Origin of the sequence: Rhodococcus erythropolis R138, from assembly GCF_000696675.2 — a bacterium.
In the GTDB taxonomy this organism is placed as follows: Bacteria; Actinomycetota; Actinomycetes; order Mycobacteriales; family Mycobacteriaceae; genus Rhodococcus_F; species Rhodococcus_F erythropolis.
In genome coordinates this window covers 2,454,910-2,478,698 of record NZ_CP007255.1, presented here as the reverse complement: position 1 = coordinate 2,478,698, position 23,789 = coordinate 2,454,910, and the positions used below count along the sequence as shown (strand labels likewise).

Genomic DNA, 23,789 nt, shown 5'->3' with positions numbered 1-23,789 from the left:
GGTCAGGGCGTGGTTCACCACCGATTGTGGAGTATCTTCTTCTGAGTTAAGGCTGGCCTAGCCTCATACGTTCGGCAGAAGCTGTCGCACTCACTCAGTCAGGAGTCGCCCGTGCCCGTGTCGGTACTCGCTGCCGCGAGCACACCATCAGTTGCCACCCAGTTATTCGGTAGTGGCCTGATCGGTCTGCGCGAAGGCCTCGAAGCGGGCATCGTGGTGATGATTCTCGCTGCCTACCTCGTGAAAGCTCAGCGCAGGGATGCACTCAAATGGGTGTGGCTCGGCGTCGCGATCGCCGTCGCAATGGTGGCGATCATCTTTTTCGCGATCCACTACGGAACGTCGACGGTCGACGGCCTGACCGCAGAGATCATCGCGGGCGTTGCCTCCCTGGTCGCCGTCGTCATCGTCACGATCATGGTCCTGTGGATGCGCACGGCTGCGAAGAACATTTCCGGCGATCTGAAAGCGGGGATGGAGAAGGCGTTGATCGCCGGCCCCGTCGCCATCTTGTCGCTGTCGTTCTTCGCGGTCGGTCGTGAAGGCGTCGAGACAGCGTTGCTCATGGTCGGATACGCCGAGAACACCGCAGGCAGCTCCTGGCCGTTGGTCGGACTGCTCCTCGGAATTCTCCTGGCCGCCGTCTTGACCGTCGCCATGTACTTCGGCGCCCTCCGTCTCAACCTGACGACCTTCTTCCGGTACACGGCGATCTTCCTCATCGTCGTAGCCGCCGGAATCCTCTCGTACGGTGTTCGCGCTCTACAGACCGGAAATGTGCTTCCGGGCGGTTCGAATCTCGCGTTCAACCTGACGCCCGGCTACGACCCGTCGACCTGGTACGGCACCGTCCTCGCCGGAATCTTCAACTTCCGCCCGGATCCGACGGTCCTGCAAGCCGTCGCGTGGGTCGTCTACCTCGTAGTCGTCCTAGCACTCTTCCTGCGTCCCCTTCCGTCGAAGCCAACCGAGCCGACGGCCCCGCCGGCGCACGACACACACGTTCCCGAAAAATCCTGAGAGGCATTGCCGACATGCGTAAATCCACCCTCGTACTGGCCACGGCTGCGGTACTTCCCTTCTCCCTCGCCGCGTGCACCGAGAAGACGACGGCGAGCGACGGCGACATCGTCGTCACGGCCACCGACGATTCGTGTGACGTCAGTGCCACCACCGGAACCACTGGCAGTTCGACGTTCCAGGTGACGAACAACGGCTCGAAGGTCACCGAGTTCTACGTCTTCGCCGAAGGTGATCGAGCGATGGGCGAAGTCGAGAACATCGGCCCCGGCCTTACCCGGCAGCTGATCGTCTCTCTCCCCGAGGCTGCGACCTATCAACTCGCGTGCAAGCCGGGCATGGTCGGAACCGGCATCCGTCAGGACTTCGTCGTCACGGGCGATTCGCAGGCGGCCACCGACGAGAGCGGACAACTCGCCGAAGCTGCCGACGGCTACCGGCGGTACATCCGCAGCCAGATCGTCGCGCTGCAGGACACCGCAGCTCAGTTCGTCGCCGCCGTCCAGTCCGGCAACGTCGACCAGGCGAAGGCACTGTTCCCGATCGCACGTACCTACTACGAGCGCATCGAGCCCGAAGCCGAGAGCTTCGGCGAACTCGATCCCAAGCTTGACCTGCGCGAAGCGGACCTGGAGCCCGGTCAGGTCTGGACGGGATTCCACCGCCTCGAGAAGGATTTGTGGGTTACCGGACTTCAGCCGGATACCAACGCAGTCGCCGATCAACTGCTCGAAGACATTCAGTATCTTGCTGATCAGGTGAACGCCGAGGACTACACGATCGACCCAACCAAGATCGCCGGCGACGCCCAAGGACTGCTCGACGAGATCTCGACCTCCAAGATCACCGGAGAGGAAGACATCTTCTCGCACACCGACCTGTGGGACTTCCAGGCCAACGTCGACGGCTCACAAGCGGCGATCGCGGCACTGAACCCGATTCTGCAGGAACGTAATCCCGAGCTCGCCCAGCGCATCGCGGACCGATTCGCCGACCTCGACGCCGCTCTGGCGCAGTTCCGGGTCGGGGACGGATTCGTGTACTACGACACCGTCACCGAAGCGCAGCGTCAAGAACTCTCGCGTAAAATCGATGCTCTGTCCGCCGAGGTCAGCCAGGTCCAGGAAGTAGTCGCGGGACAGTAGATGACTGATTCACCAGAAGGCACACCCGCTGCGGAAAACGCAGCACCGCATGCGGTCTCACGGCGCCGACTGTTCGGCGCCGTGGGGGCCGGCGCCGTCCTGGCCGGTGCCGGTGCCGTCATCGGGCGGGTGACCGCCGACGAGAATTCCGGCACCGATCACGCAGACGTGGTGGCATTCCGCGGCGAGCATCAGGCAGGCATCACGACGCCGGCCCAGGATCGCATGCACTTCGTCGCTTTCGATGTGACGACGAAGTCGCGCGACGAACTGATCACGCTGCTGCAGACGTGGACGGCGATGGCCGAACGAATGACAGCGGGTCAGGAAGCAACCGAGGACGGAGCGACCGGCGACGGTCCGTACGCGCCACCGAGCGATACCGGTGAGGCACTCGATCTCGCGCCGTCGCAACTCACCCTGACCATCGGATTCGGACCGTCACTTTTCGACGACCGTTTCGGGCTCGCAGACAAGAAACCTGCTGCCCTGCTCGATCTCCCCCACTTCCGCGCGGACAACCTCGATCCGAATCGCAGCGGGGGCGACATCGCCATCCAAGCGTGCGCCAACGATCCCCAGGTTGCCGTCCATGCGATCCGCAACCTCGCGCGAGTCGCTTTCGGGACCGCGTCGGTCAAGTGGTCACAACTCGGGTTCGGGCGAACGTCCTCGACCTCGACGACGCAGGCGACACCACGAAATCTGTTCGGGTTCAAGGACGGAACAGCCAACATCAAGGCGGAAGATCCAAACGCACTCGCCCAGCACGTCTGGGTTGATCCCACTGACGATCAGGCCTGGATGGCAGGCGGATCATTCCTCGTCGCCAGACGAATCCGCATGCTGATCGAGCAGTGGGATCGCGCAGTACTCAAGGAACAGGAAGCTGTCATCGGCCGCTCCAAACGCAGCGGAGCGCCACTCGGCGCCAAAGACGAGTTCGACGAACTCGATCTCGATTCCAAAATGGGCCACGACTTCGTCATCCCGGAGGATTCACACGTGCGCCTGGCCTCTGCCGAGGAACTCGGTGGGATTCAGATCTTGCGCCGCGGATACAACTTCACGGACGGCTCCGATGGCTTCGGCCACCTGGACGCGGGACTGTTTTTCGTTGCGTACTGCCGGAATCCGGTCGAGCAGTTTGTTCCGATGCAGCAAAACCTTTCACGACACGATGCGCTGAACGAATACATCCAGCACGTCGGTTCTGCGGTCTTCGCTTGCCCCGGCGGTCTCGCCGACGGCAAGGACTGGAGTTCCCAGCTGTTCACCTGATGCGCGTCTCCGGGTTCAGTATCTCCACGAACGCACCAAATTGACCGGTGCCCGATTCCGCTCGGTCAGTGGATCGATTGCCTTGGTCGTGGTCGGCGGCAACAACTCGGCGGTAGGTACCGGCGCGACAATCTCCGTTGTTTGGGTCAGCGGTGGTTCCGCCTGCGCAGGATCCGAGAACGGGCGCAGCACCGCCCACGCGAGGAAGCTGGTCAGTGCAACCAGCGAGAACCCAACGCCCACAAGGATTTGCATTCTCCCAAGCCCACCAGTAGGCAGCGAATCCGATTCCGTGCCTTCCTCGGTTTCACCGACACTGCGCACAACGGCCTGATCGGAAGACATGTCTACCGCATCCGTTGCGATTTCCGAGTCGGAGACGCCCGAAACCGAGACTTCCGAAACCGCCACTTCCGAAACCGCGACTTCCGAGCTGAGGTGCTCCTGATGTAAGACCTCGGCTATCAATGCTGCACCCTTGGCCGAGGCGAGCTCGGGCTCGGCCGGCCTGATCACCGGTACCGAAAACTCCCGCTCGAGTATCTTCTCCACCAGTGAAATTCGGGCGCCTCCTCCGACGAGAACCAAAGCGTCAGGGACACACCGGGCTCGAGCCGCAACTTCTCGGATCACCATCAGCGTGTCTTCGACTTCCCGCGTGACAACCGAATCAAAACGGATGCACATGGATTCGGGAACGGGCATCACCTGCGCACGACGGGAGCCACTGGCGAGGTATTCCTTGACTTCGCGGGCGTCGAACGCTGCATCAGCGTCGAGGGTTGCATCAGCCGTGGTTGCGGAGAGTAACTCCACGACTACCCCGTCGAGTCTGTCACCAGCGAGCGCCGTCGACCGCGTGGACGCGATAGTTGTCGCGGTTCCGATCTCGATCATCGAGACAGTCACCCCGGTTCGACCGATATCGAGAACTGTAAGTAACCGAAAACCCTCGGCCGCACCCGAAGTCCGTACCAGCGCAACAACGGCCACCGCTTCCGACACCGTGACAGCACCCTCGATACCTCGGGCACGCAATTCTGATTCGAGCGCCACGTTCTGCCGCTCGTCAGGAACCGCGATGACCATCCGTGACGTGTCCCCGCGAACCGCAGCAACTAGGTGAATCGCGGCTGTCCTCACCGGAGAGGCGTCGTATGCGTCTACCGTCCGAGTCAGGAATCGACCGCTCGCGGATCCGGTTTCCGGCTGAGAGTCGGCCCGAACAATACGAACCGATGCAGCGCCCAACGACGCACCGAACACTGGATCCATCGCTGTACGCACCCCCATATCCAACTCTTGCACTGCTTATTCGTCGCAAAACATACTTGCGGTATGTTATCCGTAGCGGGAAGTTTACCGGATCCTCGGGAAACCGGAGAACTACGCGAAACTGGCAAGCTGAATCAATGTGTGGAGAGGTCCTTGAACAAGTCGATGGCCAACATGACAAGCGCGATGTCCGCACTACACGTCCCTCATCTCACCCCGCTGGAGACCACCCCTCGACACTTCCGCCACCGCCAGACACCGACCGGGATTCGCACGATTGACACTTGGATTCCAGGCCCAGGCGATAGGGCTCTGTTCGCCTCGCTTCACCTGCCTTCGGATGGTGCCGTGCGCGGCGCCGTCGTCATATGTCCACCCCTTGCGAAGGAACACATCAGCGCTTACCGGGGACTACGCCAACTCGCCCAAGAACTTGCCGAGCACGGATTCCTCGCGCTTCGTTTCGACTATGCAGGACAGGGTGATTCATCCGGCCGCCAGGACGACCCGCTCGCCGTTTCGCAATGGCAAGCCAGCGTTGCGGCAGCCGTTGCGTACGCGCGGCGCGCGGGCATCGAGTCCGTTGCCGTCACAGGTTTGCGCGCAGGGGCACTGATCGCGGCGGCCACCGTCGATACGCTTGGCGACCTACGTGCGATGGTCTTGTGGGATCCGGTCATATCCGGTCGGTCCTACGTTCGCGAACTGACTTCGCTGTACCGCGTTTCGGTCGACGACGACCCTCACCACGACGATTGCACGTCCATCGTCGGCGGCGTGCTTGATTCCGCTGCGGTGAAAGACCTTTCCGGACTCGACCTCAGCACCCTCGATCCGGGTTCCTCGACGAAGGTCCTCGCCGCGATTCGCCCTGAATTCGCTGCTTCGCCCCGCACTGTTCGGATGCTCGAGCGATCCGGCGCAGAACGCATGTTCGTCGAACGCCAGAATCAGTTCGTATCCCCCAGCAGTTTCGTACTCTCGGTGCCAACGCACGACATCAAACAGATTTCGAGTTGGGTGTCACGCCAATTCGGCGAGGACAAGACTGTCGTGGACCCAGAGATCACGTCGGCGGCGCATGTCGCGACGGCTGACGACGGCGAAGAAGTCTGGGAAACCTTGGAAAGACGGTCCACCGGATCACTCTTTGCAATCTCCACCGCCTCCCGCACGACTACGAGTCACGCTGCCACTGCGGTCTTTCACAGCACCGCGAACGAACACCGGATCGGGCCGGCCAGGCTGTGGGTCGAGTCCGCTCGAACTCTCGCAGCGCACGGCATCCGCTCGGTTCGCTTCGACAGGATGGGCACAGGAGACAGCGGAACTGTCCTCACCGACGAGAACACCCCCATCGTGTCTCCGGAAGCGCGCCGCAATGTGTTGGATCTGATTGACACTCTCGACGTACCGCCGTCCCGCCGGATGCACGTCGGAATGTGTTCCGGCGCATGGATGGGTGCCTACGTGGCAAGCCAGCGCGGCGCACGGTCCGTGGTGCTTCTCAACATCGTGAATTGGTCGATCAACAATCGACGACCACCAGTGAAGAAAGCACATGTCGATGCAATGGAGTCTGACGTTGCAAACCGAATTTTCCTCGTGGCCAGAACAATTCGCAATGCCGGACGACGAGCCCAGCGATACGTGCCTTACCCGCTGTGGCTCGGTCTCGGCTTCCTCGGACTGGTCAACGCCCCTGAGTCGATGCTTCGCACCTTGACCCGCCGCGGGACGAAGACCGCAGTGTCCCTCGCGCCTGAAGACGAAGCGTGGTTCGAGGCGAACAGAGGCAGACAAGGTGTCACGCGTCTTTCGAGGTCGAAGAATCCCCCGCACGTCTTGTTCTCAGGCTCCGGTGATCACAATCTGTTCCATCGCAGTTCTCGAGAACGCGTCGGCCGGTTGATAGTTGCCTCTGCACTCGATGCGTTCGGAGACCGAAGACTCGCCGTGTCGAAGCACGACAAGGAGGGACTCGGAGCATGATGCGCACGTCTACCCGGGACGGAATTCGAACGTCGTCCTACGTATTCGTAGTCGTTGCAGCGACAACCGCGGCGCTTCTGACCGGTTGCGCTTCCGACACAGCGCCCGCCGAACCGGCTCCGACGTCCGCACCTCTTCCCTCGATCAGCGCCGACGCCGTCGCGGCCAGAGGCAAACTCGAAAGCACGTCCGCGTTCGACAACGTCGATCCACTGATAACCGGCGTGGGCGCGACTGCCCACCAGATCACGTACCGATCAACCTCAGGCACGGACGGAAGCTCAACGATCGTCTCTGGAGTCGTCTTCGTTCCGGAAGGCGATCCACCACCCGGCGGGCGGTCTGTTGTCACCGTCGGTCACGGCACAACGGGAGTGACTGCGGAGTGCGGACCTTCGATGCACCCGGATCTCCTGGGCTACGCGAGTACGATCGTCCCTTTGATGAAACTGGGATTCGTGGCAGTCATGACCGACTACCAAGGGTTGGGTCCGGCAGGCGACATCACCCCGTACCTCGATCCGAACACCAGCGCGTTCAACCTGATCGACGGAGTTCGCGCGGCGCGAGAAATGGTCCCGGACACGTCCGGGAAATGGGCAGGACTCGGCGTGTCGATCGGTGGGCAAGCCACATGGGCGGCGGCAGAGTTGTCCGGTTTCTACGCGCCCGAATTGAATTTTGTCGGATCGGTAGCGCTGGCTCCGGCCGCAGATCTTTCCAAGCTCGCCGACTTGGCCCAGTCGCAGTGGCTGACGCATGAACAGCAGATCATGATGTCGTACGTAGTATCTGGGCTGACCGTCGCTCGACCCGGCACCGATCCAGGCAACTACCTACACGGTGCGCTGTCGAGTAACTCTGAGATGTGGTTGGCATGTGCGGGCCCGGCGTTGAAAGAACGCGGCGAACAAGCATCACGACTGAATCCCGCCGATACCCTGCCGAGCTCCGACGAGGCCGGAGCAGTCCTGCGCGACTGGCTCACATCGATCGCCCTTCCGCAGCGTCCGGCCGGAGGACCACTCCTGGTCATCAACGGCGACGCTGATCAGACGATCCGCCCGCAGTGGGTGCAAGAGGCCGTCGACAATGCCTGTGCGTTCGGCGATTCGGTGCAGCACATCGTCAGGGCAGGCCAAACTCACAACAATCTGGATCCGGGGTCCGAGACCGCAGTCTGGCTCCAAGCGCGCTTCAGAGGCGAGCCACCGCCGTCGGACTGCTGACTATCGTCGAAAACTCGAATCGACCAGGTACTCCATGTTCTGAACCGCAGGAGTGGATGCGACGTCGGCATGTGTCTTCGCCGAAGACACTTCCGTCCCGTTCCGAACCACGCTGACCGAGACGGCGCCGACTGCCGATGGAACCGTGCAGATGTCCATCCCTGTATCGGCCCTGCACGTGGTCGTCGTACCGCCGACCGTAACTTTCACTTCGGCACCATCGACCAAGAAGGTCAAAACCTCGATCGTGTCGCGAACCGGGGACGACCCCGCACGCAGAATCATCGGCGATACCGAGGGTAGTGCGGGTTGCGCGGACGACAGCTGGTTCCGATAGGTGACGTACGCGATATCACGTGTAATCGCCGGTGCCGTTCCGGTCTTGAACCAGTCGACAAAATATGCGTTCAGATCGAGCAGCGCACGACCGTGCCCCTCGCTCGGTGCAAACGCCGTACCTTCGCTGTAGTCGTTCCACGAAATTAGTTGCACCCATTCGCTATCCGATTCGCGCGCAATCTGCCAGGTGTTTCGGAGATTCCCAGTGTTCTGCGCTTCGTCGAAAACCGATTGTCTGGGACGCGCATCCTGGAACGAGACCGACTGCATCCATATCTTGCCGAGAGCGTGCGCTCGGTTCACCTGATCCAGTGGCGAGCCGATCCCGGTGTCCGTCACTGGATTGAAGGAAGGGTTACGTCCACCCCACGTCGACATTCCGTAGCTTATCGACGCGAATGAATCCATATTCGTGGTGGAGTTCAGGAAGAGTGGAACGAAGGCCACCTCGATCCCGTAGCGGGCCTTCATGATTTCGAGAAACTGCGACCACCACGCCGGGTCGTGTTTCTCGGCAAGAAACGGCGAAATCACCACCCGGTTGTCCGTCAATCGAAAAACCGACGGCGATGACGCGTACTGCGACAACTCGCCTGCCAGATTCGCGGGGTCCAATGTGCCGAGTTCGCCGTTCATATCCGGCATCAGCATTATTTCGAACGCAGGATCAACCGCAGCCGAAGCGGCGAGAAGTTCGGACGGAACGGACGAAGACCACAACGGGTTCGACGACTTCGTCAGAATGTCAACCGAGAACCCACTGATTCCTGCGTCGATTGCCTGCCGCACTTCATCTTCGAGATCTCGCTGCCTCCACTGTGGGTCAGCTGAAACGGGCCGTGGTTGTGGCCGGTCTCGAAGAAACCCTCCGAATGCAGCGTATGCACCTCGTTCACCGTTCGGATTGAGATACTGAGTGGCGTAATAGTCTTCGCCCGACGGTAGGTTGTCGATCGAAAGGGGATACGGCGGGAAGTAGTGCGCAAAGACCATTTTGCCGGTCGACTGTCCGTTGTCCGGAAGCTCGACGGCGGGATGTGATGACACCGCCGCGTCAACCCTCGCGTTTGGGTCCACTCCACCAGAGAGCCTGAGGCCGGCCGCTACGAGAAGCGCTGACGACACCAGCGCAATGCCGATTGCAACTGCACGAAATTTCCTGCCCCGCGAACCTTCGATACTCACCCATTTCCGTTTTCGAGCATCGGCGTTCACCGAATCAGCCACCCCTTCTCACACACGGCCTTACGCCGCAATGTCCGGTGACGTTGACATCCCGAACCTGGAAATCGAATTCCAATTCAATTCTGCTGCACAGAATCCGAAGCTTGCGTGGGGTGACTCGACATGGAATCGGAATCGCCGCTTTCACCAGGTGATCTTACCTGCCGCTCATCGGTCGGCAACTCGTCGCTCGACCGGTTTACCTTCGGCGCGACTTTCGTCCGGAGCATCGAGCGCGGGATCGCCACCGTGGGACTGTCCAGATCACTCCGCGTGTAGCGCTCTTCGGTCTCTGCCGGCTCCCATTCGTCGAAATCGATTCGCACACCGTCGGCAATAGATTCACCGGAATCGGCCGAATCATGCTTGTCCACTTCATTCTTCCCGGTCGAGCCCATGCCCGGTTCTGTATGGACCGAATGCGCAGCGGCTCCCCGTTCGACGGGGGGCCACGCGCCGACTCGGTCATTCGATGCATCATTCACCGGAGGCTCGCTCGGCAAAGGCTTGTCGACCACTCTCACTCGGCTACGGCCCTTGACCGAGCCACTACGTCCGCCACCCGTCAGCACAGCACCCAACAAGTTCGCGCCGGCAGCGCGCAGAGTGGCCACTGCCCCTTCTACCTCGTCCACCGACGAAATACTCTGTGTTGAAACAAGAACCACACCGTCGACGACTGAGCCGATCACAGTCGAATCGGTATAGAGCGACAAAGGTGGGCCCACGACGATCGTGTATTCGAAATTCTCGGTGACCTCCAAAAGCACCTCGCGTGCTGAGACCGATGCGATGGCGTCACCGGAATCGGATCGTATCGAGCCGGCGGGCAGCAGGGTCAATGAGCGACCAGGTACCTGAACGAGCGCGTCCACGAGCGGAATTGCGCCGGCAAGAACGTCGGAAAAGCCGGCTGCCGGTTTCATCCCCAAGTATGAATCCAAGCTCGGCGACCTCAAGTCACCGTCCACCAACAGTACTCGACGTCCCGCTTCGGACAGGACAACCGCGAGATCGGCTGCGATGCACCCCGCAGGCTCCGAGTACCGAGGCGAGGCGATAAGGACCGAACGGATCGCGTCGGCACTCGGGCCGGCGAACTCGATACCTGTCCTGAGCTTGCGTATCGACTCGGCATAGGCGGTCGCGCCGTCGGCGGGGAATGTCAACGCGTGAGATCCCCGCGAAGCCGATTCCGGAACTGTCGCCAAAATCGGTACACCCGCAACGGCCGAGAGCATGGAAGCGCTTCGAACGGATCGATCGAGCCGCCCGAGGAGCACCCGGACGCCGACGCCGACGACCAGGCCACCGACGAGGCCGAACAGGGACGTCATCACGAGATTCGAACCCCCACTGGCATCTTCAGCGTTCGCCTCGGTGACCACCTGGACAGACGTATTCGGACGTCCACCACCGTTAGGGGTCTCCAACTGCCCGACATATTGTGCAAAATTCTTCGCATACGCATTGGCGATACCAGCCGATCCTTCGGCCGTCGAATCCGTGACAGAGACCTGCAAGAGCACAGTTTTCTCCACTGCTGCCGCCGAGACCTGCGAGGCCAACTCGTGTCCGCTCATTGGAAGACCCAGGTCGTCGATCACCTTGACCGCGAGATCGTCGCTCGAAAACAATTGGGCATAGGTCGCCGCTCGTTGTTGAGAAAACAGATCGCCCTGATAGGCACCGGCCGAGTCGGCGCTGATCGGCGAGCCGATGAACAGCACAGTTGTCGACGTGTACGAAGACGGACTCGAAATGGCCATGAAAACACCGAGGATCAAGCCGAACACCGCGAAGACAGGTACTGCCCACCCCCGCCTCAGGATTCGCGCGGCAGAGCTGAGTGCATTCATGTGTTCGCCTTTCTTGGAGACCGCTGTGTGCGTGTGTCTCCGTCGCGCCGTGGCGTGTGACTTGCCACCGAGTCAGTTGTTTCGGGCCGACCGCCGGGCAACACTGCCCCTCGCTGCCCTCGGCGTGTGGTGGTCAGGAGGACCGAACCTTCGATTTTCGCACCTGCGATTTCCAGATCGTGAATCTTCGTCATCAAGTCCTGCCTGTTCGTCGAATGAGACTGAACGACAAGGATTATCGAACGACACACCTTGGCCAATCGGCTCGAGTCAGCGTACTGCGTCCCGCCGGAGTCGAAGACAACCACAACGTCGAACCTGGCACTCAGATCTCGCAACATGCGTCCGAACGACTCCGACTCGAAGACTCGCTCGGGAGTTTCGGTCGGCGAACCGCTCCGGAGGAGAGTCGGCTGCAGCGGTGTCGAGATCAGAACATCGTCGAGGACGCTGTCCGACATGACGATGTCGGTGACCCCCAACTCGATATGAGCACGCGAGGATCGGAAGTTGCAGTCGACGAGAACCACCGAATACCCCAGAGCGCAAGCAGCATCGGCGATACCGCCAGCTGCGAACCTGCTGATCTCCCCCTCTTCGGCAGCGGTCACGAGCACAGGTGATGCCGGCGTGCCTGACCCGATGAGATCTCGGTTGAACTGCAGTCTCTCGAAAGAACTTCTCGATGCCGACTGAGCACCTTCCTCGGCGGACAGTCCCCTGTCACCGAGGTACGGGATGGACTCGAGCACAGGTAGACCCGTCCAGGCCGCCAATTCGTCGACACCCTGAACTGCTCTCGACCTCGCAGCAGCCAAGATCACACCAGTCACTCCAACCATCGATCCGACGACCAACCCCAGAAGAAGGTTCGGAATCGTCTGCGGGCCAGACGGGCTCGTCGGTGCTGACGCCGTGACGACAGTCAGCGGCTGAACCGTCGGGATCAAAGTCCCACTCGGCGTCTCGAGCCGCCGGATCGTCTCGTTCATCTCATCCGAAGCCGCGTTCGTCAGTTGCAGCGCCCGATCTGCACTGTCGGCGGTCCCAGAGATTTCGAGCAACACGGTGTCGGGCACAACGCGAACCGAAAGGCTCTCGACGTCACGAAGACCACTCTCGCCCAGACGACTTGCGACACGGGCCGAGAAGTCGGCACCTTCCGCCAGACGCGTGTACGTACCGGCTCGTTGCTGCGAGAACTCGTCACCTTGGAAAGGGCTCGAATCGGCATTGCCCAGAGTGGTCGGTGTTCCCCACCCTGGCGTGGTGAGAAAGAGTTCGGTCGAGGACTTGAAAGTGGTCGGCGTGAGCATTGTCAACAGAACGCCTACCAGCAGGCCGAGCACTGTCGAGATGCCGACGACAATCCACCTGTCACGAAGGACTTCGAAGAAACGGGACGGGTTCATCGGAGAATCCCACCATTGGGCGCGCCGTCGCGAATCACACCGGAGGCAGTCAGCGATTCCACCAGCTTCTGAGCAATCACTGCATTCCCCACTGCATTCGGATGTACACCGTCCTCGAATTTCAGTGATTCGAGGTCGACGTCGGCGTACCAACCGTCTGCAACGGGATCGATCACGGTCGCGGCAACCGATTCCCCGTAACTTCGCAGCGCTGACACGAATTGCTCGTATCCTTCGTACGGCACTGGTGTGACGTATGTCGGCACGATGATCACCAGACGCGCATCCGGCCATGCATCCCGGACAGCGTCGATGTACGACGTCATGACGGGAAACAAATCCATCGGACTCATGTGCAGATCGTTTCGCCCACCGTCCACGAAAATGATGTCCGCTCGATTCCGCTCGATCGACACCGGTAGTCGATTCGCGAATCGTGTTGTAGTTCCCTGATACTCCGGTGCGCCGTCGTTGGCGAAACCGGTGCTTCCCTGTGCATCGACATTGCAGTCCCACCCCATCCGGACGCAGATGATTCTCGGGTACGCCCCGAGCCCGATTCCGTTGATGCCCGCAGTGAAGCTGTCGCCGAACCACATCGATGCCGGCGCTGTGTCCGGCGGCAACTGAGGAACCGTGGTCGCTGAGGTGAGGGCGGACCGGCCGTTTTCGGCAGCCGAATTCTGACGCACGGCCAGCGCCGTCGCACAGACGACCAATACCACCAGTAGAACAAGACCCACGAGTTCCAGCGGGCGACGGGCAGAGATTCTCGACGAGAATCGGCTCGTCCGAGTCATCGAGTCGCCTCCCGTCGTGAGACGAAGAATGCACAGCCGATGATGACGAGGAAGTACGACATCGCTTGCAGCAGGGACCCTCTGAGAAGAATGATCAGGTAGAAGGGCAGGATGCAGGCAAGAATCGTCGGCGCCCTGGACTGGCGCAGCGACATTTCGATTCTTCTGTCCTGAATCCCTGCGATCAGGCCCAGAGCAACCATTCCGGCTATCAACGCGATCCACCCACCGTTGACGAACAACTCGGACCACAACGGCGCAGAAAGGTTCTTGACCGTGTAGTTGCGGCTCTCCGCGAGCAGGATGCCCGTGTCCGTAGCTTTGCCGGGCCAGATGGTCCGCGGAATCCAGAAAAGAACAACTCCGAGTGCCTGCTTGCCATCGGTAACCCCGTGCGTATTCACAAAGTTGACGGTGTTGTTGACCTGCGCAAATGCATCGTAGTCCGGAGACGTGAGCGATTCGAGAGGCGAGCTTGTCTTGAACTGTGCCGACGTGCTGTACCTGAACGCATCGGCGAGCGGAAAGACCAGGACAAGTGCCGCCACGGCAAGCAGGGCAACCACACGGAATCGAACGCGGGTCGCGAAGAGTCCGAAAAGTGCCGCCACGGCGAGTGCTGCAGTACCGAACAGATACCTCGCACTCGAGATCGGATTGAACGTCAACAACAACACGGCTCCGAGCACGATGGCGCAGAGAAGAAACAGACGATCCGCTCCGGGATTCTGATCACGGTATTTGACCACCGCGATGAATGCGACGAGCAAGGACATCATCGCGACGGCGCCGATGATGCTGGCGACCGTGGATTGCCCCAGCGACGCACTCGCCTGCTCCACCACGGCACTTCGGCTCGACAGAAGCGTCCCTACACCGAGTTTCTTGATGTAGTACGCGTTGGCGACCAGGGCGCAACCGGCAAGAATCAAAACCCGAACGGGATCCACACGCACGCTCGTGGCGTTTCCCCATCGCGTGTCTCTGATTCGACGCCAGACCGCACCGGAGAACACTAATCCCACCAGGAAGCCGACGATCCCCAGAAGGACGATCGAGACCGCCGTCGAGTTGAGGGACGGATCCACTCGCGGCGTCGTAGGAGGAATCTCTCGCAGGCGGAGCTGAGCAAGTGGGGCAAGACCCATGAAGACATAGGTGAAGACCCAGAACGACATCTCGACGAGCCGACGAAAGCCCTCGCCGACAATCCACGCGTAGCGCAATCCCGAAATCGTGGTGACGGCAAGTACCGCCATCCACACGCGCCCTGGGGGTGTCGGAGTGAACTCGACGACTGCGAAAGGCACGATGATCACCATGATCACCGCGGTCCAGATCGCAATCAGTGGTGGCATCAACGAGTCTCGCCGACTGACGTCGAATTCCGCGAACTCGTGAGGCTTTGTCCGCCCGCTGGAAATTGTTTTCACGTGGTCGTCCCGGCCAGTGCGCCTGTTCGTGTTCGGCGCAGGTCGCCGGGTTCGGAACGATCAACAGTGGACGGCACGATCGCAGGGCTTTCGCGGCCAGAGTGCTTCCGTTGGGCAGCAACCACCAGGCAGACTGCGACCAGGATGGATGAGAGCGCCAGTCCGATCGCGACTCCGACCGCGGTTCCAGTGAGGGCTGCAGCCGCACTGCAGATGACAATTGCCGTGAGACTCTGGACGATTCGCAGTTTGAGCAGTCGTCCACTGGCTCCTTGAGTGCGGTAAAGATTGTAAACGCCCGCTATCCAACAGATCGCCGCGTACTCGAGTCCGAGAAACGGCAGGACATGGCGCGCCTCGGCCCAGGACTCTCCGAGAACGACCCGGCCGAGTGCATCTGGAAGGAAGGGAGCGGCAAATCCGATCGTTGCCGCCATCGCGGATGTGAGCCACGCTGCATAGCGCAGTGTGCTCCACACCTGGCGCGCGGTGTGGCCGGCCCGAACGGATTCGGGAATGACGATCAGTGGTAGCGAGCTGATCAGCACGGCGAACGGACCCAGGACGGTCACTGCTCCGCGCAAAGACGCGGCAGCCACCGTTCCGATGAAGGCTGTGGACACCGCGACGATCACGATTGCGGCCAGTTGGTCGATACCGCTCTCGAATCCGAACCGGATTCGATGGGTCCAGAACGACGTCCACCAGCGATACAGACCAGTCAGTCGCGGTAGCGTCTGTACGCGAATCATCAGGTAAACGAGTGCAAGCGCTCCGGCGAGGGACCACAGCCAGATCATCTCAGCGATCGAAAGTGCCTCTGGTCGAAGCCAAGTCACGACAAGCACACCGAACGCCACACTGGCCCACAACGCGTCGCTGAAGAACGCATGTTCCGGTTCTCCCATCGACATCGCGGTGAACCGCAAGGCATCCTGCGCGAGGACAACCGGTGCGGCGACGGCGTATGCAATCCCCACCTGCGGTTCGTGCAGGAAAACAGAGACTCCGAGGGCAACGATCCCGACTACGATTCCGAAGAAGGCCGCACCCGAGGTCGCATGTCTGCTCTCCGTGCGAATCCTGTTGCGGCTGTATGCACTCATCAACAGCAGCGGTGTGCCCACTGCGCCTCGAACGAATCCGAGCGCAGCCGTGAGGATGGAGAAAACGAGGATCGCCAGACCGAACTCACTCACGGACGACGGGCCTGCCATCGCGAACAGAATCAACGCGTTGCTGACACTGGACAGCACCTGATCACCCGCGCTGAACAGCACGCGCAGTTTGAGACCCGCCACGTCTCTCACCTCCCCCCTTGCGCTCGCTGCACTCCGAGACTTCGATGTTCCGCGACCGAGATTTCAAGACCGAGATCGATTTGAAACCATCGGTCGGCTCAGTTCACTCAAAACAGTCTATAGGATTGTTTACTGCGAAGTAGCCGAGGAGTACGAAGTGCCTGCAGACGCACCGTGGGACGCAGGTTTCCGCTATCGCTCGCCGAAGTGAAATCCTGTTTCCATCGTGACGTCGGCACCCGACAGGCCAGCGGCAGTCTTCACCGCCGCCATCAATGAGGCCTTCGCGACATGTCCACCGGAATGACTGAACGTGCAATCGGAGACGTTCCCAGTCGCCCGAATGTTGATCGACAGCGCGTTCGGGGCGTAGGTCTGCATGCCACCGGAGTACACGAGTCGGCCATCCAGCTTCGCATACGGTCGATCGGCTGGGAAACGAAAACACGACATACTGGTGGTCAGAGGCTGTTCCACAATCTCGTCACCTTCGCCGGCCCCACCGCTGGATCCGTGCCTGTAGTCAGCTGCGCGCGCGACCACCTCGCCTACTGATCGACGGATCAGCGCCTCACCCGACCGAATTCGCGACGACAGTTCACGCGCTACGTCCGCAGGGTCATCGACCGACCAATCGGCCCGAAATGGTATGTGACTGAACGCATTCCCATCGGTGAGCCCGAGAACCGGGGAATACGAGCGAAGGTCCGCCACCACGTGATGACTCTCGTGAGCCCCACGTCCCAACGCGGCGAGTAGTGCGCAGTAGAAGTAGACCGACGGCAATTTGCGATCAGTACTGCCCTCGAGCCGAGCGAAATACCACCACGCGCGTGAATCCAATGCATCAATGCCCGACTCGTCCGGGCGAGCAACAGGACGCGGAACCTCGTTCCGCATACCGACAATCTGCCGTATCGCGCCGAAAGATGCTTTGGGACGAGCGACGGACATCCGAAGTCCGCCCTCGACGATCCTGCGCGCAGTCAACGGCCGCCGGTCCTGACGATCGGGCGCATAGTCAGGACTCAACCCACTCAATGCCAGAAAGAGTCGTTCCGACTTCGGCATGAACACGGTCTCGTCACCGAATCGGTGCGAGTAGATCAGTCCGAGCATTCCGGCACTTACAACCAACACGATTGTCGACGGGTCGACGAGGCGACTGTTGTGGAAGAAACTCACGAAGACCTTGTTGAATTCGTCGACATCGACGGTGTCGAACTCGTCGGGGAGATCGCCTGCCACGTCGTCGAGCACCAGATGCTCGGGTTCGATTTCGGATTCATCGACTCGGCGCACCAGCACGACGCGCACACGGATGTCGTCCGCGGGATCGAAAACATTGCTGATCCACACCGAAATCGCGTCGTCGACTACTGACGGTACAACTGTCGCAAACGCCTGCTGAGTATTGCAGCAGTAGATGTTCCCCCACGGATCAGACCTCATCATTTCCCCTCTGCCGCTGAATACACAACAAACCGCAAGACGGTCAAAGTGCGATCGAACATTCACGCAGACCATTGCATGAGCACAGAATTGCACATGGTGCGAGAGCGCAGAATCTGGACCCGCCCGGACGCACACCACCCACCTCGACGCAACTATCACCAGAATCACATCCATCCAGTTATTTTTCGGCTAAATCAGTCGTCCAGACGGTTGCATCTCGGAATCCGCCAGGGCGATTCGCCCATTTTGTCGAGTCCATCCAGCTGACCAGGTTGATAAACCGCCCTACTGGCGCTTAAATAGCTTGAATAAAACCGTTTGACTGTTTAACGCGCATTTTCCCAACCGGAGGTTCGTCATCAGTACACAGACCGACCAGATGCACGAGCACCCTGTCGACGATTCGGCGATTCCCGAGTTACCGACAAGTGCCACTGTCGGCTCGCTGAACATCACAATCCTCGGCATCAACTACGCGCCGGAAACCACGGGGATAGCTCCGTACATGACGGACCTTGCCGAATCGCTCGGTGAGCGCGGACACGAGGTGCACGTTGTCACCGGGTACCCGCACTATCCGGCATGGGAAATCGACGCTTCGTATCAGGGACGGTCGATAGACGAGGTCGTGAACGGCGTTCATGTTCACCGACGCCGCCACTTCGTGCCGAACCCACCGAACGCATTGGGACGAATCAAAATGGAGCTGAGTTTCGGCGCACGTGCCGCCAGCTCCGGGTGGAACACACCTGATGTGATCGTGTGTACCAGTCCGGCATTGCTGGCCACTGCGATGGTCCTCGGACGTGCTCGGCTGACGCCCAAACGTCCGGCCATCGGGGTCTGGGTCCACGACTTGTACGGACAAGGCGTCGTGGAGACCGGCGCGATGACAGGCCGCAGTGCCCGCGCAACGTCGAAGCTCGAGGCGGCTGTCGTGAAGTCCGCCGACGGAATCGCCGTCGTCCATGACCGTTTCGTCGACCACGTCGTCAACGAACTTCACGTCCCACGCGAACGAGTCACCGTCGTTCGGAACTGGACGCATGTGGCACCGATCGATGTGGACGATCTCACCGCCGCACGCACCAGATTCGGGTGGTCGCCCGACGAAACCATAGTTCTGCACACCGGAAACATGGGCGTGAAGCAAGGTTTAGAGAATGTGGTGGAGGCGGCTCGACTCGCCGACGAGCAGAATCTGCCCATCCGATTCGTTCTGGTCGGCGACGGCAATCAGCGACCGAACCTCGAAGCCGCGGCAGTGGGAGTCAATCGAATCGACTTCGTCCGTCCACTCGACGACCAGGACTTCCGTACTGCCATGGCCGCCGCTGACGTTCTACTGGTCAACGAGGCACCCGGAATCGTCGGGATGGCAGTGCCGAGCAAGTTGACGTCGTACTTCAGCAGCGGTACCCCGATCGTCGCCGCGACCGACGTGGCATCCACGACTGCTGACGAGATCCGTGCTTCCGGTGCCGGCGTCGTCACGCAGAACGGCGATCCCGCCGGCCTGCTCACCGCGGCCCTACAACTCGCGGGCGACGCGGAGACCTCCGCCAGACTTGGCGCCGCCGGGGTCCGGTACTGCGCTACCGCGGTCGGTAAAACCGCGTCCATCGACAAATGCGAACAGTGGATCCGCGACCTGGTGGCCGGCCGGAGTCAGCACGCGAGCCACTCGAAACAACACGTCACACATCTCGACGCACATCTCGACTCGGATCCGAAGACGACGAACACAGACAAGGCAGCTGACGCTCGATGACCAAACGCGCACTCATCACAGGGATCACCGGACAGGACGGTTCCTATCTGGCAGAACTGTTGTTGGCCAAAGGTTATGAAGTACACGGATTGATCAGACGCGCATCAACTTTCAACACGTCACGCATCGATCACCTCTATCAGGACCCTCACGTACAGGGCGCACGGCTGTTCTTGCACTACGGTGACCTGTCCGACGGCGCACGACTCGTCACGCTCTTGTCGAAGATCGCACCAGACGAGGTGTACAACCTCGCTGCGCAGTCGCACGTGCGGGTCAGCTTCGACGAGCCCGAACACACCGGCAACACAACCGGAATCGGGTCTATTCGTTTGCTCGAAGCAGTCCGCATGACGGGATTGCAGTGCCGTTTCTACCAGGCTTCGAGTTCGGAAATGTTCGGAGCCAGTCCGCCTCCACAGAACGAGGACACCCCGTTCTATCCGCGATCGCCGTACGGTGCTGCGAAGGTGTACTCGTACTGGGTCACCAGGAACTATCGCGAAGCGTACGGAATTCACGCGGTGAACGGGATCCTCTTCAATCACGAGTCACCCCGCCGCGGTGAAACATTCGTCACGAGAAAGATCACGCGTGCAGTCGCGCGGATCCAGGCCGGGATCGAAGATTCGCTGTACCTGGGCAATTTGGACGCGGTAAGGGACTGGGGCTACGCACCCGAGTACGTCGAGGGTATGTGGCGGATGCTTCAAGTCGACGAACCAGATGACTACGTGTTGGCCACTGGAGGAAACTTCACGGTCCAGGATTTTGTCGTGGCCTCCTTCGAACATGTTGGTCTCGACTGGCAGAAGTACGTCAAGTTCGATCCTCGTTACCTTCGCCCGACAGAGGTGGACGCTCTGGTCGGCGACGCAGGCAAGGCCGAGGACAAACTGGGCTGGAAAGCGACAGTACAGACCCCAGAATTGGCTCGAATCATGATGGACGCCGACATCGCAGCATTGGCACATGCCGGCACACCGTGGATCGACACGCCACATCTCCCTGATTGGAAGATCTCGCTCTCATGATCACGACGAAATCGATTGCACCTCTTGATCGCAGCGCCCCGACATACATCGCCGGACACAAGGGGCTAGTGGGATCCGCGCTGTGGCGCAAGCTCGAGCAGAGTGGCTTCACCGACCTGATCGGCCGCACATCTGCCGAACTCGATCTGCGAAACCGCGCAGACGTGTTCGCCTTCTTCGAAGCCACCACACCGTCGTGCGTTGTCTTGGCTGCCGCGAAGGTCGGGGGAATCGTCGCGAACAACACATATCCGGTCGACTTCATCTCCGACAACCTCCAGATCCAGACCAACGTGCTCGACGCAGCACTGCGGCACGGCGTGCGTCGATTGCTGTTCCTCGGGTCCTCGTGCATCTACCCGCGCCTGGCACCACAGCCGATCACCGAAGATCAATTACTGAACGGCCATCTCGAACCGACCAACGACGCATATGCGATCGCCAAGATTGCGGGAATCATCCAGGTCCAGGCCGTTCGCAGGCAGTTCGGGTTGCCCTGGATCTCGGCGATGCCGACAAGCCTGTACGGACCCGGCGACAACTTCTCGGAGAATGTTTCGCACGTACTTCCTGCGATGATCCGCCGTCTCGACCAAGCCAAGAAGGATGGAGTTGAATCCGTCACGAACTGGGGTTCTGGGAGCCCACGTCGAGAATTCCTCCACGTGGACGACTTGGCCGACGCACTCCTTCACCTACTCGACACCTTCGACGAGTCCGGACACATCAACGTCGGTACCGGTCACGACGAAACCATCAAAGATCTCGCAAACATTGTGGCCGAAGCAGTCGGATACGAAGGCCGAATGGACTGGGACACAAGCAAGCCCGATGGTGCACCGCGCAAACTACTCGACGTGTCCACACTGATGGCCACCGGTTGGCAACCACAGATCTCAACCCGCGAGGGCATCGAGTCGACCGTTGCCTGGTATCGCGAACACGTACGGGACTCGTCTGCAGCGGTCCGACTGTGAGCACAATCCGCACTCTGTCCGGATTCACCGGTGCCGGATACGACAAGGGACGCGGTCCGCTGGTTCAAATCTCCTGGCTCGTGATTTCCGGTGTACTGCTTTCTCATTGGTGGTGCCCCAACGGGATACGCGTTGCAGTTCTCCGGCGGTTCGGTGCAGACATCGCCGACGGGGTCCTGATTCGGCACCGCGTCCGTATCCACTGGCCGTGGAAGCTCACGGTCGGAGCAGACTCGTGGATCGGCGAGGGAACCTGGATACTCAATCTCGAACCCGTCACGATAGGGGCGAACACGGCTATCTCGCAGGATGTCCTCCTGTGTACGGGCAGTCATGATCACCGAAGTCCCACATTCGAGTTCGACAATGCCCCCATCGTCATCGGCGACCAGGCATGGATCGCCGCCCGCGCGACGATACTCCGAGGTGTAACGATCGGGGACAACGCAATCGTCGGCGCGACGGCTTTGGTGACGTCCGATGTTTCCGCCGGAACCACGATGTTGGCGCCACGGGCCGGCGCTGCACGATGAAGATACTGCAGATCGTCACTCTCTTCTCACCGGACGCCGCTTACGGAGGGCCTATCAGGGTCGCCCTCAATCAGTCGAAAGCATTGCAGGACAATGGCCATGACGTAACTATTGTCGCAGGTGAGCGTGGGTACGCGGTGCCCCCGACACGCGAGCAGGGTATCGCTCTGAAATTGTTTCCGGCGCGAACCGTGATCCCCAAGATCGGGTACGCGGGAATCGGCGCGCCGTCGATGCTTGTGTGGCTTCGCAAGCACATCCGAGAATTCGACGTCGTGCACATTCATCTCGCGCGCGACCTGGTGACCCTTCCTGCCGCCAAGTTGGCTCTTGCATACGGCATTCCAGTTTTCGCACAGACTCACGGGATGATCGACGAAACAGACAAGCTGCTGGCAAGACCGTTGGACGCTGCTCTCACGATCCCGGTCCTCAAACGCGCACGGACAGTGTTCTATCTCACCGAACGAGAACATGCAGACCTGCAGTCCGTTGTCGGAGACGGTCGCCTCAACTTGGTGGAACTCAACAACGGGATTCCGGAGGCGGAAGACCTCGAGTCGCCGCCTGTGGACAGATGCGACCCGCCCGAGGTCCTGTACCTCGCACGATTACAGGCAAGAAAGCGACCCCAGGTCTTCGTCGAAGCCGCAAAAGAGTTGTTGGACAGCGGACACACGGCGCACTTTTCGATAGTCGGACCGGATGAGGGCGAAGCAGAAGCCGTCAACCGACTGATCGACCGCTCCGGGCACAGCAGTGTCATCCGGTACGAAGGCCCACTTCCGTTCGACAAGTCTGCCGCACGATTTCGTCAAGCCGCGGTATACGTCTTGCCCTCCGTGAACGAGCCGTTCCCAATGTCCGTACTCGAAGCGATGGCCGCTGGACTGCCCGTAGTCGTCACCGACACGTGTGGCCTCGCACCACTGATTCGCGACGGTCGCTGTGGCCTCGTGATCGACAACGCCACCGAGTCACTGACTGCGGCGATCTCGTCGCTCTTGAAGGATCCCGTCGTCGCAGCAGAGATGGGCGCCCGCGCGCGAAATGTTGCTCGCGAACGACTAGGAATGCCTGCTGTTCGTGCGGTGCTCGAAACCCAGTACGGGCTCTGAGCGGCTCCCACATCTGCACTACAGGAAGTAATTGTGAAATCCACTCGCCCCAAGGTCCGTCGACGCATACTCGTTCTCAGCGGGATTGTCGGCGGACTTACTGCAATCACTGCCGCCGGCTGGCCGGTCTACGTCGATCCGGTGATCGACACACCCGAAATGGCCGACGCGATAGTTGTTCTCGGCGGTGATCACGACGGCAGAGAAGAGTACGGGCTGTCCTTGGCCGAGCAGGGCTACGCGCCCCAGATCATCTTTTCGAATCCGTATCGAAGCAATGATCCGAAGATCAACGCGATATGCGAGGGAACCTACGACTTCGAGGTCAGCTGTTTCAAGCCAGATCCGTCGACCACGCGTGGTGAAGGACAGGAGATTCGGCGTCGCGCAGAGGCACAGGGATGGAAGCGCGTCATCGTTGTGACCTTCGTTCCCCATGTCTCTCGCAGTCGCTACATCATCAACCGTTGCTGGGACGGTGACATCGACGTAGTCGCTGACCCCCGACCACTTCCGGTCTGGGTCTGGGCCGCGAACTACGTGTGGCAAACCGCCGGGTATGTTCGCGCCCAGTTCCAGGAATGCTGACTG

19 protein-coding genes are annotated in these 23,789 nt (G+C 60.5%); 11 read left to right on the top strand and 8 right to left on the bottom strand.

Annotated elements, in window-relative coordinates; translation table 11 throughout:
- Window positions 1-117: 117 nt before the first annotated feature.
- Genes efeU through efeB form a run of 3 tightly spaced genes read left to right on the top strand, consistent with a single transcriptional unit; the run spans window position 118 to window position 3,446 of the window.
- A complete protein-coding gene (gene efeU, locus H351_RS11680; protein ID WP_021345071.1) occupies window positions 118-1,020 on the top strand; it encodes an iron uptake transporter permease EfeU in 903 nt (300 codons plus the stop codon).
- A gap of 14 nt (window positions 1,021-1,034) precedes the next feature.
- Window positions 1,035-2,165, top strand: coding sequence for an iron uptake system protein EfeO (efeO, locus tag H351_RS11675; protein WP_019744631.1), 1,131 nt, complete (start codon window positions 1,035-1,037; stop codon window positions 2,163-2,165).
- The gene (gene efeB, locus H351_RS11670) at window positions 2,166-3,446 is read left to right on the top strand and encodes an iron uptake transporter deferrochelatase/peroxidase subunit (protein WP_029255867.1); all 1,281 of its coding nucleotides are present in this window, start codon (window positions 2,166-2,168) and stop codon (window positions 3,444-3,446) included.
- A 15-nt stretch (window positions 3,447-3,461) separates the two neighbouring features.
- Here efeB and H351_RS11665 read toward each other — a convergent pair whose 3' ends face one another.
- Entirely contained in the window at window positions 3,462-4,733 is a 1,272-nt protein-coding gene (locus tag H351_RS11665; protein WP_158510643.1) for a DUF7159 family protein, read from the bottom strand.
- A gap of 336 nt (window positions 4,734-5,069) precedes the next feature.
- On the opposite strand from H351_RS11665, the gene H351_RS11660 reads away from it, so the two are divergent.
- Window positions 5,070-6,713 carry a serine aminopeptidase domain-containing protein gene (locus H351_RS11660; RefSeq protein WP_051636489.1) on the top strand — a complete coding sequence of 548 codons (1,644 nt, stop codon included), beginning with the start codon at window positions 5,070-5,072 and terminating at the stop codon, window positions 6,711-6,713.
- A complete protein-coding gene (locus H351_RS11655) occupies window positions 6,710-7,942 on the top strand; it encodes a lipase family protein (RefSeq protein WP_051636490.1) in 1,233 nt (410 codons plus the stop codon). Before H351_RS11660 ends, H351_RS11655 begins: the two co-directional genes overlap by 4 nt.
- Here H351_RS11655 and H351_RS11650 read toward each other — a convergent pair whose 3' ends face one another.
- The 7 genes from H351_RS11650 to H351_RS11620 form a co-directional block, all read right to left on the bottom strand.
- On the bottom strand, window positions 7,943-9,328 hold the full coding sequence (locus H351_RS11650) for a glycoside hydrolase family 71 protein (RefSeq protein WP_244891479.1): 1,386 nt from the start codon (window positions 9,326-9,328) through the stop codon (window positions 7,943-7,945).
- Window positions 9,329-9,582: 254 nt separating this feature from the next.
- Window positions 9,583-11,364 carry a tyrosine-protein kinase domain-containing protein gene (locus H351_RS11645; protein WP_029255872.1) on the bottom strand — a complete coding sequence of 594 codons (1,782 nt, stop codon included), beginning with the start codon at window positions 11,362-11,364 and terminating at the stop codon, window positions 9,583-9,585.
- Entirely contained in the window at window positions 11,361-12,776 is a 1,416-nt protein-coding gene (locus tag H351_RS11640) for a hypothetical protein (RefSeq protein WP_029255873.1), read from the bottom strand. The genes H351_RS11645 and H351_RS11640 overlap by 4 nt, the downstream gene beginning before the upstream one ends.
- The gene (locus H351_RS11635; RefSeq protein WP_029255874.1) at window positions 12,773-13,576 is read right to left on the bottom strand and encodes an SGNH/GDSL hydrolase family protein; all 804 of its coding nucleotides are present in this window, start codon (window positions 13,574-13,576) and stop codon (window positions 12,773-12,775) included. Before H351_RS11635 ends, H351_RS11640 begins: the two co-directional genes overlap by 4 nt.
- Window positions 13,573-15,009 carry a hypothetical protein gene (locus H351_RS11630; protein WP_029255875.1) on the bottom strand — a complete coding sequence of 479 codons (1,437 nt, stop codon included), beginning with the start codon at window positions 15,007-15,009 and terminating at the stop codon, window positions 13,573-13,575. The genes H351_RS11635 and H351_RS11630 overlap by 4 nt, the downstream gene beginning before the upstream one ends.
- Window positions 15,006-16,310, bottom strand: a complete 1,305-nt coding sequence (locus tag H351_RS11625; RefSeq protein ID WP_127160009.1) for an MATE family efflux transporter — start codon at window positions 16,308-16,310, stop codon at window positions 15,006-15,008. The genes H351_RS11630 and H351_RS11625 overlap by 4 nt, the downstream gene beginning before the upstream one ends.
- 192 nt (window positions 16,311-16,502) lie before the next feature.
- On the bottom strand, window positions 16,503-17,765 hold the full coding sequence (locus H351_RS11620) for a hypothetical protein (RefSeq protein ID WP_144440106.1): 1,263 nt from the start codon (window positions 17,763-17,765) through the stop codon (window positions 16,503-16,505).
- A 379-nt stretch (window positions 17,766-18,144) separates the two neighbouring features.
- Here H351_RS11620 and H351_RS11615 point away from each other — a divergent pair, with 379 nt between their 5' ends.
- Genes H351_RS11615 through H351_RS11590 form a run of 6 tightly spaced genes read left to right on the top strand, consistent with a single transcriptional unit; the run spans window position 18,145 to window position 23,786 of the window.
- A complete protein-coding gene (locus H351_RS11615) occupies window positions 18,145-19,536 on the top strand; it encodes a glycosyltransferase family 4 protein (RefSeq protein WP_244891478.1) in 1,392 nt (463 codons plus the stop codon).
- Window positions 19,533-20,570, top strand: a complete 1,038-nt coding sequence (gene gmd / locus H351_RS11610) for a GDP-mannose 4,6-dehydratase (RefSeq protein ID WP_029255879.1) — start codon at window positions 19,533-19,535, stop codon at window positions 20,568-20,570. Before H351_RS11615 ends, gmd begins: the two co-directional genes overlap by 4 nt.
- Window positions 20,567-21,547, top strand: coding sequence for a GDP-L-fucose synthase family protein (locus H351_RS11605; RefSeq protein WP_029255880.1), 981 nt, complete (start codon window positions 20,567-20,569; stop codon window positions 21,545-21,547). The genes gmd and H351_RS11605 overlap by 4 nt, the downstream gene beginning before the upstream one ends.
- A complete protein-coding gene (locus tag H351_RS11600) occupies window positions 21,544-22,080 on the top strand; it encodes a DapH/DapD/GlmU-related protein (RefSeq protein WP_029255881.1) in 537 nt (178 codons plus the stop codon). Before H351_RS11605 ends, H351_RS11600 begins: the two co-directional genes overlap by 4 nt.
- Window positions 22,077-23,198, top strand: a complete 1,122-nt coding sequence (locus tag H351_RS11595; RefSeq protein WP_029255882.1) for a glycosyltransferase — start codon at window positions 22,077-22,079, stop codon at window positions 23,196-23,198. Before H351_RS11600 ends, H351_RS11595 begins: the two co-directional genes overlap by 4 nt.
- Window positions 23,199-23,231: 33 nt before the next feature.
- On the top strand, window positions 23,232-23,786 hold the full coding sequence (locus tag H351_RS11590) for a YdcF family protein (RefSeq protein ID WP_029255883.1): 555 nt from the start codon (window positions 23,232-23,234) through the stop codon (window positions 23,784-23,786).
- Window positions 23,787-23,789 lie beyond the last annotated feature (3 nt).

Bases quoted from the DNA above. Each gene is read 5' to 3' on its own strand.
- efeO (WP_019744631.1), top strand. From the start codon at position 1,035: ATGCGTAAATCCACCCTCGTACTGGCCACGGCTGCGGTACTTCCCTTC.
- efeB (WP_029255867.1), top strand. From the start codon at position 2,166: ATGACTGATTCACCAGAAGGCACACCCGCTGCGGAAAACGCAGCACCG.
- H351_RS11655 (WP_051636490.1), top strand. From the start codon at position 6,710: ATGATGCGCACGTCTACCCGGGACGGAATTCGAACGTCGTCCTACGTA.
- H351_RS11645 (WP_029255872.1), bottom strand. From the start codon at position 11,364: ATGAATGCACTCAGCTCTGCCGCGCGAATCCTGAGGCGGGGGTGGGCA.
- H351_RS11640 (WP_029255873.1), bottom strand. From the start codon at position 12,776: ATGAACCCGTCCCGTTTCTTCGAAGTCCTTCGTGACAGGTGGATTGTC.
- H351_RS11635 (WP_029255874.1), bottom strand. From the start codon at position 13,576: ATGACTCGGACGAGCCGATTCTCGTCGAGAATCTCTGCCCGTCGCCCG.
- H351_RS11620 (WP_144440106.1), bottom strand. From the start codon at position 17,765: ATGATGAGGTCTGATCCGTGGGGGAACATCTACTGCTGCAATACTCAG.
- H351_RS11615 (WP_244891478.1), top strand. From the start codon at position 18,145: ATGCACGAGCACCCTGTCGACGATTCGGCGATTCCCGAGTTACCGACA.
- gmd (WP_029255879.1), top strand. From the start codon at position 19,533: ATGACCAAACGCGCACTCATCACAGGGATCACCGGACAGGACGGTTCC.
- H351_RS11605 (WP_029255880.1), top strand. From the start codon at position 20,567: ATGATCACGACGAAATCGATTGCACCTCTTGATCGCAGCGCCCCGACA.
- H351_RS11595 (WP_029255882.1), top strand. From the start codon at position 22,077: ATGAAGATACTGCAGATCGTCACTCTCTTCTCACCGGACGCCGCTTAC.